This is a genomic window from Undibacterium hunanense, assembly GCF_014284335.1.
Taxonomy (GTDB): Bacteria; Pseudomonadota; Gammaproteobacteria; order Burkholderiales; family Burkholderiaceae_D; genus Undibacterium; species Undibacterium hunanense.
Window position 1 is genome coordinate 670,511 of the sequence record NZ_JACOGF010000002.1, and the last position, 12,252, is coordinate 682,762.

General features: G+C 52.0%; 11 protein-coding genes. 5 read left to right on the plus strand and 6 right to left on the minus strand.

The annotated features are described in order from the left end of the window. The first annotated feature begins 90 nt into the window (after window positions 1–90). Window positions 91–756: a response regulator transcription factor gene (locus H8L32_RS06020; RefSeq protein ID WP_186946240.1), complete on the plus strand. Its 666-nt coding sequence runs from the start codon at window positions 91–93 to the stop codon at window positions 754–756. Continuing rightward, window positions 756–2,120: a sensor histidine kinase gene (locus H8L32_RS06025; protein ID WP_186946241.1), complete on the plus strand. Its 1,365-nt coding sequence runs from the start codon at window positions 756–758 to the stop codon at window positions 2,118–2,120. The genes H8L32_RS06020 and H8L32_RS06025 overlap by 1 nt, the downstream gene beginning before the upstream one ends. Window positions 2,121–2,227: 107 nt before the next feature. Here H8L32_RS06025 and H8L32_RS06030 read toward each other — a convergent pair whose 3' ends face one another. Both H8L32_RS06030 and H8L32_RS06035 read right to left on the minus strand, forming a co-directional pair. Next, a complete protein-coding gene (locus tag H8L32_RS06030) occupies window positions 2,228–3,364 on the minus strand; it encodes an alpha-hydroxy acid oxidase (RefSeq protein WP_186946242.1) in 1,137 nt (378 codons plus the stop codon). 133 nt (window positions 3,365–3,497) lie between these two features. After that, window positions 3,498–4,403 (minus strand): LysR family transcriptional regulator, encoded by a 906-nt coding sequence (locus H8L32_RS06035; RefSeq protein WP_186946243.1) that lies wholly within the window; start codon window positions 4,401–4,403, stop codon window positions 3,498–3,500. A gap of 141 nt (window positions 4,404–4,544) precedes the next feature. On the opposite strand from H8L32_RS06035, the gene hmgA reads away from it, so the two are divergent. Next, window positions 4,545–5,876: a homogentisate 1,2-dioxygenase gene (hmgA, locus tag H8L32_RS06040; protein ID WP_186946244.1), complete on the plus strand. Its 1,332-nt coding sequence runs from the start codon at window positions 4,545–4,547 to the stop codon at window positions 5,874–5,876. Then, window positions 5,877–7,208, plus strand: coding sequence for a fumarylacetoacetase (fahA, locus tag H8L32_RS06045; protein WP_186946245.1), 1,332 nt, complete (start codon window positions 5,877–5,879; stop codon window positions 7,206–7,208). A 1,054-nt stretch (window positions 7,209–8,262) separates the two neighbouring features. Here the strand turns inward: fahA and H8L32_RS06050 are convergent. From H8L32_RS06050 to H8L32_RS06060, 3 genes are all read right to left on the minus strand, one after another. Next, window positions 8,263–8,988, minus strand: coding sequence for an anti-sigma factor (locus H8L32_RS06050; RefSeq protein ID WP_186946246.1), 726 nt, complete (start codon window positions 8,986–8,988; stop codon window positions 8,263–8,265). After that, on the minus strand, window positions 8,988–9,569 hold the full coding sequence (locus H8L32_RS06055; protein ID WP_230412072.1) for a sigma-70 family RNA polymerase sigma factor: 582 nt from the start codon (window positions 9,567–9,569) through the stop codon (window positions 8,988–8,990). Before H8L32_RS06055 ends, H8L32_RS06050 begins: the two co-directional genes overlap by 1 nt. 261 nt (window positions 9,570–9,830) lie before the next feature. Continuing rightward, on the minus strand, window positions 9,831–10,394 hold the full coding sequence (locus H8L32_RS06060) for a GNAT family N-acetyltransferase (RefSeq protein ID WP_186946248.1): 564 nt from the start codon (window positions 10,392–10,394) through the stop codon (window positions 9,831–9,833). 146 nt (window positions 10,395–10,540) lie between these two features. On the opposite strand from H8L32_RS06060, the gene H8L32_RS06065 reads away from it, so the two are divergent. Next, a complete protein-coding gene (locus tag H8L32_RS06065; protein WP_186946249.1) occupies window positions 10,541–11,188 on the plus strand; it encodes a DUF4272 domain-containing protein in 648 nt (215 codons plus the stop codon). Window positions 11,189–11,230: 42 nt separating this feature from the next. Here H8L32_RS06065 and H8L32_RS06070 read toward each other — a convergent pair whose 3' ends face one another. Then, window positions 11,231–12,193: a LysR family transcriptional regulator gene (locus H8L32_RS06070; protein ID WP_186946250.1), complete on the minus strand. Its 963-nt coding sequence runs from the start codon at window positions 12,191–12,193 to the stop codon at window positions 11,231–11,233. Window positions 12,194–12,252 lie beyond the last annotated feature (59 nt).

A 12,252-nucleotide genomic window follows, 5' to 3' on the forward strand; every position in this document is an offset into this window, starting at 1 on the left:
GCTGACAATGAAAAATAGCGTGGAGGAGGCATGGAGCAGGGGCAAAAGAGTAAAATACGCAAGTTGTTCATATGCTCATCTGGATATTCTATGCATGTCTTGTTGGTTGAAGATGACACCGTGATCGCGGATGGCATCTCCAAAAATCTCAAAGCGCACGGTATGGTGATTGACGTCGTTCACAATGGTCACGATGCACTGGCGGCATTGCAACGCTCAGAAATTTCCGTGATGGTGCTCGATATTGGTATTCCAGGTATTGATGGCTTTGAGGTTGTCAGGCGTTTGCGTAGCCAGAATGCCAATTTGCCAGTGTTGCTGCTGACGGCAAGAGATTCCATCCAGGACCGTGTGCACGGGCTGGAGCTGGGTGCCGATGATTACCTGGTCAAACCCTTCGCCACGCCAGAATTGGTGGCACGCATCAAGGCGCTGGTCAGACGCAGTGCACCAGAAGCAACAGCCCTGCAACTGGCTGGATTGACCCTGGACCAGACTGCCAAACGCGCCCGTGTGAATGGTCAGGCAATCGAATTGTCGGTACGTGAATGGGCTGTGCTGGAATACCTCATGCAGCAGGTTGCCCGTGTGGTGTCCAAGCAGCAAATCATTGATGCCATCCTGCCCTGGGGCGAAGACATTACGCTGAATGCCGTTGAAGTCTATGTTTCACGCATACGCAGTAAAATCCTCGATGCCGGTGTCACCATCAGAACCATCAGGGGTTTTGGCTACATGCTGGAGAAAGCCAGTTGATGAATGCCAGCATACGCCTGCGCCTGCTGAAATGGCTGATTGCCCCCTTGTTGATCACCAACATCCTTGGTGCCATCCTGATTTATCGCCTGGCCTGGGAGCCAGCCAATGCTGCCTTTGATGAAGGCCTGACAGATACCGCCTGGGCACTGGTGCCGAGGTTGAAACTGGCCAGCGCCGATGTCGCCATCGATTTGCCACCGCAAGCTGAACAGGTATTGCGGGTTGGTCATTTTGATCCTATCTATTTCATTGTCAGGAATGCTGGCGGGAAGACCATCGCCGGTGATGCTGATTTCCCATCCTTGCGTACATCTGAACAATTGAATGACCCCCTGGCTTACGACAGCATGATGCGCGGTGGCGGGATACGCGTTATTTCTCTTAAAGCCATGGTCGATGGCAAGCCGGTTTTTATCGGTGTAGGGGAGACCCTGAGACGCAGGAACAATATCCGCTCTGAAATCTTTACCACCCTGCTGCTGATGGAAGGCTTGCTGGCAGTCATGTCCATCCTCATCGTCTGGTTTGCGGTGTCAAAAGGCTTGTTGCCTTTGAAGAAAATGCGTGCTGACCTGGATTCGCGCAGCTATGATGATTTGTCCCTGATTGACGTCGAGCATAACGCTCTGGAATTGCGGCCCTTGGTAATGGCACTCAATGATTTATTGAGCAAAGTACAGGTAGGCGCTGCTGCACAGCGTGATTTTGTTGCGAATGTGGCGCATCAGTTGAGGACCCCACTGGCCGGCCTGAAAATGCAGATCGAATGGCTACAGCAGCGCTATATGGCCGATGAAGAAACCAGTCGCTCTATAGAATTGATGCTGTCCTCCAGCGAGCGCGTGATACGCCAGACCAATCAGTTCCTGTCACTGGCCAGGGCCGAACCCAGCCAGTTTGTTGAAGCCTATCTGGAGAAAGTGTCGCTGGACAAGCTGGTGGAAGAAGCGATACAGCATTTTATTGAAGAAGCCGACAAGAAAAATATCGATCTGGGCTTTGATTTGTCCCCTGGCGATATCATGGGGAATCGCTTTTTGTTGCGTGACCTGATTGATAACCTGATCGATAACGCGATTCGTTATACGCCTGCACGCGGGACCATTACCGTCAGTTGTCTGAGTCTGGAAGATATGGTGGTGTTGAAGGTCGATGATTCCGGCCCTGGCATTGCACCTTCAGATCAGGAATTGATATTCAACCGTTTTTATCGCATCAGCGATCAGTCAAACGGCAGTGGCCTGGGGTTGGCCATCGTCAGGGATATCGCAACAGACCATAAGGCCGAGATCAAGGTATTGACTGGCAGTCAGGGGCAGGGAACCCTGTTTGAGGTGATATTTCCCCGGTATAAGAACTGAAGCGTGCAGCCAGGCAACACTGGCGCGCACGCTTCAGTTTTGTTCTTGTCCGTATTCCTGTCTTTGTTGTTTCCCCTGTTGCTTTCTCTCTTGCTTCCGACCTTGGCCTAAGTCCGGATAATGTTCGAAGTATTCACTTCGCGAATATCTTTGGTACCGGTCAATGCCATGCTGACATCCAGTTCCTTCTGCAAGATTTCCAGCATCTTGGTGACACCAGCTTCGCCCATGGCACCCAGTCCATACAAAAAGGCACGGCCTACCATGCTGCCCTTTGCACCCAGTGCCGTGGCTTTCAATATGTCTTGCCCGGTGCGTATGCCGCCGTCAAACCAGACTTCAGTCTGATGACCTACAGCGTCGACAATTGCTGGCAGAGCCTGTATCGACGACATCGCACCGTCCAGCTGACGACCACCATGATTGCTGACGACGATGGCATCGGCACCGGCAGCTACTGCCAGTCTGGCATCTTCCACATCCAGTATGCCTTTCAGTATCAGTTTGCCACCCCATTCCTTCTTGATCCAGGCAACGTCATCCCAGCTCAGCGTAGGGTCGAACTGGCTGGCCGTCCATTGGCTCAGCGTCAGTATGCCGTCGCCACCTTTGACATGGCCGACCAGGTTGCCAAAGGTCTTGCGACCTGACAGTGCACGCAAGGCCCAGGCGGGTTTGGTGGCCAGGTCAAGAATATTGGCCAGCGTCAGTTTCGGCGGTACCGACATGCCGTTCTTCAAGTCTTTATGGCGTTGCCCCAAAATCTGCAAATCCAGCGTCAATACCAGGGCCGAGCATTTGGCGTCTTTGGCGCGCTGTATCATCTCTTTCACAAAACCACGGTCACGCATGACATACAACTGGAACCAGAAAGGTTTGGTGGTCACACTGGCCACATCTTCTATCGAGCATATGCTCATGGTCGACAGGGTGAAAGGCACGCCGAATTTTTCGGCCGCAATGGCACCTAGCATTTCGCCATTGGCCCATTGCATGCCAGTCAGACCGGTGGGCGCTATCGCCACCGGCATGCTGACTTCCTGACCTATCATGGTGGTGCGGGTTGAGCGGTGTTCCACATTGATGGCAACGCGTTGCCTTAACTTGATGGCAGCCAGGTCGCTGGTATTGGCTTTGTAAGTGGATTCTGTGTAAGAACCGCTGTCGGCGTAATCATAAAAAGCTTTGGGTACGCGCTTTTTGGCGAGCAGGCGCAGGTCTTCTACACAGGTAATGACAGGCATGGGGGTTACTCCGGCTAAAATATTTGACAGGGCAAGTGTAGATGATAAGTAACTTGCCATGGCGGAAAAGCTTTCAGACTTATGATGAAGGATTTTCAGCATCATTCATGATATACGCCCGAAAACTGTCCATTTACTCAAGAAAATGATCAGATATCAGGCTGCGCATCCATTGGTTGCCTGCATCCTGATTATAGCGGCGGTGCCAGAACATATTGGTTTGCAGAGCTGGCAAACGCAAAGGGGACTTGACATAGCGCAAACCAAAGGGGGCCGCAGCACGTTCGGCCAGCTTTTGCGGCACGGTTACCAGTAAATCATTGCAACTGACTATATACGGAACGGCAACAAAATGCGGGACACGCAAATGACTGGCCGCGCTGATGCCGGCTTTCTCCAGACTTTGATTGACTTTGGCATACGGGTTTTCTTTGGATGCAACAATCAAATGGCGTGCCGCCAGAAAATCCTTCATGTCCAGTTTGTCTGCCGCCAGCGGGTGGCTTTGCCGGAACAGGCAGACATAATTTTGCCGGAACAGACGGCGCTGATACCATGCATCCGACAAATGATCAAAGGCACCAATGGCCAGATCAACCCGGCCTGATTCCATTTCCGTTTTCAAATCGATATCACTGGCGCGCACGGTGGACAATTGCACGTGTGGTGCCTGGGTATGCAGGTGTTCTGCCAGGATGGGCATGAAATACACTTCACCGACATCAGTCATGGCGATGGTGAAATGACGCTTGCTGCTGGCAGGGTCAAAGTTTTCCTGCCGGTTCAGTGCCTGGGTGATATGCGTCAGTGCCAGCGCCACGGGTTCAGCCAGTTGCTCTGCCAGTGCCGTGGGTTGCATTCCTGTTGCCGTACGTACAAACAATTCATCATCAAAACAGCGCCGCAACCTGGCAAGGGCATTGCTGACAGCAGGCTGCGACAGGTTCAGCTTGCGGGCGACAGAGGATATCTGGCGGTCTTGATACACTTCCTGAAACACTACCAGCAGGTTCAAGTCTATGTCTTTGGGTTCCAGCATAATATTTCAGTCTTATAGTTTAGTATTGTTGTCCAGCATTATTGATTCTGTGAATGTAGTACATTTTTGTATTTATATCGTAAAACAGCAAGCTTTGCATTAAAGTCAGGTTCTGATTACATACACATGGCAGGAATTGACATGAGCAAGCACGATGCACAAGAAGGTCAGCTTCATTATCAACTTCAATACCAGACTGGATTGGGTAATGAATTCGCCACCGAAGCATTGCCAGGGGCCTTGCCTGAGAGCCAGAATTCCCCGCAGAAATGCGCCTATGGCCTGTACGCCGAACAAATCTCTGGCACCGCGTTTACCGCGCCGCGCCATGTGAATCGTCGTTCTTGGTTTTACCGCATACGTCCTGCGGCCATGCATCAGCCTTTCCAGCAAGCCAGCAATGGCCGCATGACAAATGACTTTGGTGCAACACCAAGCACACCGAATCAACTGCGCTGGGACCCCATGCCCATGCCGGCCGAGGCAACGGATTTCATAGCTGGCTGGTTGACCATGGCTGGCAATGGCTCGGCTGACGCGCAAAATGGTTGTGCCATCCATATCTATACGGCTAACCGTGACATGACCACGCGTTTCTTTTATAACGCCGATGCTGAATTACTTATCATTCCCCAGCAAGGCCGCCTGCATATCCGTACCGAAATGGGTTTGCTGGACATAGAACCACAAGAAATCGCCGTCATTCCGCGTGGCATACGCTTCCAGGTTCATCTGCCAGATGGTGAAGCACGTGGGTATGTGTGTGAGAACTTTGGTTCCATACTGAAGTTGCCTGACCTAGGCGTCATCGGTTCCAACGGCCTGGCCAATCCGCGTGATTTCCAGACGCCTGTTGCCTGGTATGAAGACCGGGAAGGTGATTTTGAATTGCTGGCCAAGTTCAGCGGTAATCTATGGTCGGCAAAAATAGGCCATTCACCGCTGGATGTGGTGGCCTGGCATGGCAATTTTGCGCCTTACAAATATGACTTGCGTCACTTCAACACCATAGGTTCCATCAGTTATGATCATCCTGATCCTTCGATTTTCCTGGTCTTGCAGGCAGCCAGCGATACCCCGGGTGTGGATACCATCGATTTTGTGATCTTCCCGCCGCGTTGGCTGGTCGCAGAAAATACCTTCCGCCCGCCATGGTTCCACCGCAATATCGCCAGCGAATTCATGGGCCTCATCCATGGTCAGTATGATGCCAAATCGACGGGCTTCCGTCCCGGTGGTGCCAGTCTGCATAATTGCATGAGCGGTCATGGCCCGGATGCACCGACCTTTGACAAGGCATCCGCCGCTGATACCAGCAAGCCACATAAAGTCGATGATACGATGGCCTTCATGATAGAAACGCGTACTATCATCAAACCTACCCGTGCGGCGATGGAATCTGCGCAATTGCAGGCTGACTATTACCAGTGCTGGCAAGGCATTAAGAAAAATTTTAATCCGGAGCAAAAATAAATGACGGTACAACTTAACGAAACCCATGACGTCGCCTTGCGCAGCTGGGTCGCTTCGGCCAACCAGGCTGACACGGATTTCCCTCTGCAAAACTTGCCGTATGGCGTGTTTCGTCGCCAGGGCAGCAGCCAGTCTTATCGTATCGGTATTGCCATCGGTGACCAGATACTTGATCTGGCAGCCGCCCATGCCGCCCATGCTTTTGCCGGTTATACCGAATTGCAGGGCGGGCATTTCACCAATGCCGTCAATGCCAGCAACCTGAATGCCCTGATGGGTCTGGGCGCACCAGTGTGGTCGGCACTGCGCCTGGCGTTGTCGCGGGTTTTGCGTGAAGGTGCAAGCCTGCAAGGCGCATTGCAAGCCTGCCTGCTGGCGCAAAGCGCGGCAGAATTTGCCCTGCCGGCGCACATTGGGGACTACACCGACTTTTATACATCCGTCCATCATGCAACGGCAGTTGGCAAATTGTTCCGTCCGGATAATCCTTTACTGCCGAATTACAAATGGGTGCCTATCGGCTACCATGGCCGTGCATCTTCCATCGGCGTCTCTGGCCAGCAATTCCGTCGCCCTGTTGGTCAGACCAAGCCACCTGCATCTGATACGCCGGTGTTTGGCCCTGCCAAACGCATGGACTATGAAATGGAAATCGGCATTTTCGTCGGCCCCGGCAATGCCCTTGGTGACGTCATCAATATGGACAAGGCAGAATCGCATATCTTTGGCCTGTGTCTGTTGAATGACTGGTCGGCCCGCGATGTGCAGGCGTGGGAATACCAGCCGCTTGGCCCTTTCCTGGCAAAGAATTTCGCCTCCACCATTTCCCCCTGGGTAGTGACGCTGGAAGCGCTGGCACCTTACCGCCATGCCTGGACACGCGATGTCGAAGACCCACAGCCCATGGCGTATCTGGATGCACCTGGTTTGCGCGACAGCGGTGCTTTCGATATACAACTGGAAGTCTTGTTGCAGACAGAAAAAATGCGTGCCGCTGGCGTGCCTGCCGAGCGTTTGTCGTTATCGAATTTCCGTCATTCATATTGGACAATTGCGCAACTGATCACGCATCATACTGTCAACGGCTGCAATCTCAATCCGGGTGATTTGCTGGGGTCGGGTACGCAATCTGGTCCTTTTGCAGAAGAAGCTGGTTCCTTGCTGGAGTTGACCGAAGGCGGCAAGAAGGCACTGACTTTGACAAATGGTGAGCAGCGTATTTTCATGGAAGATGGAGATGCCATCGTCATGCGCGGTTGGGCGCAGAAAGAAGGTTGTGCGCGGATAGGCTTTGGTGACGTGGTGGGGACTTTGTTGCCAGCCAGGGTTTAAATACCGTGTTCTAATTGTCGTCGCTCCAGCGCAGGCTGGAGCCCAGCGGCGTTTATCACGTTGCCGTACTTTGATTAAAAGATTGCCCTTCGTGGGTACTAGCCGGGTTTGGGGGCAATCAACGGCAATCTATAATATCGTCGCTCCAGCGCAGGCTGGAGCCCAGTGGCGTTCGTTGCATGCCGTACTTTGATTATAAGATTGCCCTACGTGGATACAAGCCGGGTCTCGGCCCGGCGGCCGAATTCCTTTCTTTGCTTCGCCAAAGAAAGGAATCAAAGAAAGGCGACCGCAGACTCGCCCTACGGGTGCTTACGCTACGCTTCAGCATAATTTGTGCATCCCAAAAAATGGGAAAGCTTCGAAACTCGCTACGCTCAAACACGAAGCTTTCTGATCCATTTTCTGTGAAGCACAAATTACATCGTCCCAAGCGGTTGAAGGTCAACAACAACTTCAAAAGCAACCCCAAAGTCAAAACCAAAACCAACGTCAACACAACCTCATTCATATTTAGTTGAATGCCGTCAATTAACGATAGTGTAGGGGTTGTGGTTGTTTTTGACGTTGGGGTTGTTGTTACTGTTGTTTTTGACCTTGTTGTTGACTTTAATCCGCTTGGGACGAAGCCATTTGTGTAGTGCAGAAAATGGAAAAAGAAGGTCCGATGTTTGAGCGTAGCGAGTTGCGGACCTTCCCATTTTTTGCGCTACATAAATGGGCACTCCCGCAGGGAGCGAGTCTGCGGTCGCCTTTCTTTGAATACGTTCTTTGGCGAAGCAAAGAAAGTATTTCGGCCGCCGGGCCGAGACCCGGCTTGTGTCCACGGAGTGTAATCGAGTTAATTAACGACACGGCATATCACGACAGACACTAGGCTTCAGCCTGCGCTGGAGCGACGATAATATGATTGCCGTTATTGACCGGGACCCGGCTTGTGTCCACGAAGGGCAATCGTTTTAATAACAACTCAAGCATACAACAAACGCCACTAGGCTCCAGCCTGCGCTGGAGCGACAGGGTTACGATTGCCGTTTTTCGACAGTCCCCGCTCCTAAATCTGCACCCAGTTACCCTTGAATATAATCGGCCCAGACGGTTTTTCAGGATTACCCGAACCACCTTTTGGTTCCAGCGTGACTGCCAGCAAAGGCACGCTGTCGGCAGTCATGTTGGCAGGCATGGGCAGGGTGATGATGCCCTTGTCGGCGACCAGGCCCAGGGATCTGACCTTGCCATCCTTGCCTACTGCCCACAGTTCCAGACTCTTGTCGGCGGCGATGTTTTGCGCGGTGACCATGCGGATCTGCAACTGACCGCGTTTGCTGTCACCGGTAATGACGGCAATGGCCTGTGCTTTATCATCCGACAGGGTTGCCACATAATTATTCTGTGGCACAACTGGCTGGTCTACCTGCTTGTTGAGCATGACAGAGATCAAGACCACTGCAACCGTGGTCGAGAACATGCCCAGGCCACGCCAGAATGCCAGGTCTTCACGCAGATTGCGCCAGTATGCCCAGCGATCTTCAGTTGGCTGTAGTTTCAGGCGTTTTTCCAATGCGGGCCAGATGCTGGCGGGTGCTGCCACGGCCTGTGTAAATTCAGCCATGGGTACCAGATGGGCTTCCCATTGACCCACTACCTGGCGCAAGGCAGCATCCTGTTTTATCCATGCTTCAAAGCGGCGGCGGGCACCACCACGCAGGGTTCCCAGTACATATTCGGAAGCCAGTTTTTCCTGCAGGCCCGGATTATTTTTAACTTGGTGTAAATTCATTATGCCTCCAGACGAGTGAGGCAGGTACGCAACTTGTCGAGTCCGCGTCTGATCCAGGTTTTAACTGTGCCTATGGGCAATTTCATATGTTCTGCCACTTCGCTATGTGACAGATCGTGGAAAAATGCCATCGCCATCGCTTGCCTGTGCAATCCTTCCAGACGCGACATGCAGGAAGCCAGTGCTCTGGCATCCTGTGTCAGTTCCAGCGTCTGTGCGGGTGTCGGTTCACTGCTTTCCATGGCTTGCATGATTCCCATATCAAAATTGTCAGCATCAATTTCCACATCGTGATCAACACGACGTAAGAGATCGAAAGCACGATTGCGTACGATAGTTGTCATCCAGGTCATGGGCGCTGCCAGACCGGCCTGATAACTGCCTGCGTTATTCCAGATGTTGACAAAACTCTCTTGTAAAACCTCTTCTGCCAACTCACGCTTAACTAATATACGCAGCGCGAAGCCAAACAGTTTCGCTGAAGTGGCGTCATACAGAAATTTAAATGCCTGCGCGTCTTTGCGGGCGACGGCGGCTAGCCAATTTTGTAGCTGGCTGGTATCCAGAGCGGCAGTGGGCAATTGCGTATCCAATCTTGGCTGTCGGTTATATGAAGGGGCAAATGCACTGGAAACACTGACAGGGTGCAGATTACCTGATTTTAGTCGATTTCCAGTTTGTAACGCAGTGTACGATATCAGGACTTGCCATTTTATGCATGTATAAACAGAGATGGATGTTGTTTGCATCATCCGGGCAAGCGATTCCAGACCATACACAGCTTTTGCAGACCATATGAGACTTGTTGCTACGGATTGATCGGTCGTTTTTGCAAAGTTATGTCAATCTTGCTCAGAAAGAAACTCTCTCCTGAGCAGGGAATAACATTTAAGATCAATATAGCGCCCATGTTTGTATTCACATTCGCGCAATACACCTTCTAGCTGGAAGCCCAGCTTTTCCAGCAGGTGCCAACTGGGTATATTTTCTGGCTCGACCATGGCCTGCATACGGTGCAGGCCCAGGTGCCGGAAGCAATGGGCAATCATGACATTCAGGCATTCGGATATGACGGCCTTGCCCCAATGGTCCGGCAAAAGCCAGAAGCCGGTTTCGGCGCAATGATGTTCTTGTTCCCATTCATGCAGACCGCAAGTGCCGATCAGGTGCTCAGGGGCATCCTTACTGCAAATACCCCACCAGATGCCGGTGCCGGCTTGCCAGACTTCTTCATACCAGTCCATCTGTGCCTGGGTTGATGCCAGGGTATCGTAGCTGACGCCATAATAATCAATCACACGCGGATCGGATAAGCCCTGGAAAACTGCAGGCATATCGGCAGCAACGATGCGGCGGAGTTGATAGTTTTGAGTGTGCAGTATCGGGAAGGGCTTGGTTTCAGGCATATATGCTTTGCAATAGTAGGTGACAGATGGGCATTTTAATACTCATTGGGACTGTATTGTTCCTGCACGCTGTAGTGCCGCAAAATCTGGGATAATTCGGCTGCTCGTTGATAGCGAGTGATTTGATTAACGAGATTGAAGAAATAATGAGCCCCGAGCAACGCAAAGAAGCTTCCGAACTGGAATTGCATAAACGTGGTATCCGCATCAATGTGCAGTTGCATGTGATCGAATCCGATGAAGAAGTGGAATTACGTCAGCCTGAAGAATTGATGCAGCGCATGCTGGCCCTGTGGGCCGTGACAGCAGTTGCAACTGGCGAAGATACTGCACGGTATCGTACTTATCTCGAAACGCATGGCCTGATGCACTGTTTGTCGACACAGGAACAGGCATTTCTATTGGCCGGTGAACCGTCTGCAGAACTGCGTGCACAATTTGTACAAAGACAGGAAGCCCTGTATTTCCTGGCCTGGGCCGCAGGTCTGACGGACAAACTGGCCGTACCTACGCAAGCAGTGAATCTGAAGCAAGTCCTGAAATTCTTCCCACATGCAATGGAAGCGCCAGAGCGCTTGCAGGCAGCCTTGAAGCCGCGCCGCAAAGGGCAGGTGCTGGACTGGTCTGACTTACTGTATCGCCTGCACTGGGCAGTTCGCCATGCGCATATTACCGGGCGGGATGCCCCCGGCAATCTGAATGCGTATGCCGTGCGTGAATGGCATCAGGCAGCCAACTGGTTGTGCCAGTATGAAGAAGAACATGACTGGGACAGAGTCAGCACCGAAACTTGATGCTTCATCATGCGGCGATAGTTGATAGTTGATAGTCGATAGTTAAAATGCTTTCATGCTTCTGCGCTCTGATTTGCAGACATTGACATCCTCACGCATTTTCAGACAGCGCGGGCCCGAGAATTCCGCCTGCAGGATATCCAGAAAAACACGGGTGCGGGCTGGCATCAGGCGACGACCTGGAAAAACGGCCCAGACATTGACATCCGGCAGCTTCCAGTCTTCCAGCAAGGGGACCAGTTCACCATTTTGTACATGCTGTCCAGCAAAATGATCTGCCAGCATGGTGATACCTTTATCACGTACTGCCAGGCGCGTCAGCAATTCCGGTGAATTGGCACTGGCACGGCCCGGTGGTATGCCTTCCCAGACGGCGCCATCTTTTTCCATGCGCCATATGGATGGCTCGCCATTGCGTGCAGTCAGACGCAGACAGTCATGCTCCATCAGGGCTTCGGGCTCGCTGGGTGTGCCGTGTGATTTCAAATAGGCTGGTGATGCATACAGACCTATGCTGAAGCGGGCCAGTCCCCGTGCTGCCAATGACGCATCATCGGGCAAGTCACCGACGCGGATGGCCACATCAAAGTTTTCACCTATCAGATCCACCCTGCGTGGTGACAAATCCAGTTCCAGGTTCACGGAAGGGTATTTGCTGATGAAGTCCGACAATAATTCGCTCATTTGATGATTGGCGAAATCGCCGGGCATCGACACTTTCAGTTTGCCATTCGGTTCCACTTGTCTATGTTGTGTCAGGGCCAGTGTGGCATTCACTTCTTCCTGCACATGTTGCGCATGGAGTAAGACATTTTGCCCCAGGTCTGTCACTGTCAGCTTGCGTGTCGTGCGCAAGATCAGGCGTTCGCCCAGTTGTGCTTCCAGAGCAGAAATACGGCGTGACAGAGTAGATTTGGGTACCCCCAGTCTGTCTGCTGCCCTGCTGAAACTACCTTCTTCAACTACACGGGCAAATAGCAAAAGGTCATTGGCTTCCAGCGTCATGATCGATTCCTCATTTTAATTCTTTATTTTCCTATTTTTGGAACAATGATATCCATTTT

Excerpts from the sequence above, each read along its gene's own strand:
- H8L32_RS06020 (WP_186946240.1), top strand. The coding sequence starts at position 91 with ATGCATGTCTTGTTGGTTGAAGATGACACCGTGATCGCGGATGGCATC.
- H8L32_RS06025 (WP_186946241.1), top strand. The coding sequence starts at position 756 with ATGAATGCCAGCATACGCCTGCGCCTGCTGAAATGGCTGATTGCCCCC.
- H8L32_RS06030 (WP_186946242.1), bottom strand. The coding sequence starts at position 3,364 with ATGCCTGTCATTACCTGTGTAGAAGACCTGCGCCTGCTCGCCAAAAAG.
- H8L32_RS06035 (WP_186946243.1), bottom strand. The coding sequence starts at position 4,403 with ATGCTGGAACCCAAAGACATAGACTTGAACCTGCTGGTAGTGTTTCAG.
- hmgA (WP_186946244.1), top strand. The coding sequence starts at position 4,545 with ATGAGCAAGCACGATGCACAAGAAGGTCAGCTTCATTATCAACTTCAA.
- fahA (WP_186946245.1), top strand. The coding sequence starts at position 5,877 with ATGACGGTACAACTTAACGAAACCCATGACGTCGCCTTGCGCAGCTGG.
- H8L32_RS06050 (WP_186946246.1), bottom strand. The coding sequence starts at position 8,988 with ATGAATTTACACCAAGTTAAAAATAATCCGGGCCTGCAGGAAAAACTG.
- H8L32_RS06060 (WP_186946248.1), bottom strand. The coding sequence starts at position 10,394 with ATGCCTGAAACCAAGCCCTTCCCGATACTGCACACTCAAAACTATCAA.
- H8L32_RS06065 (WP_186946249.1), top strand. The coding sequence starts at position 10,541 with ATGAGCCCCGAGCAACGCAAAGAAGCTTCCGAACTGGAATTGCATAAA.
- H8L32_RS06070 (WP_186946250.1), bottom strand. The coding sequence starts at position 12,193 with ATGACGCTGGAAGCCAATGACCTTTTGCTATTTGCCCGTGTAGTTGAA.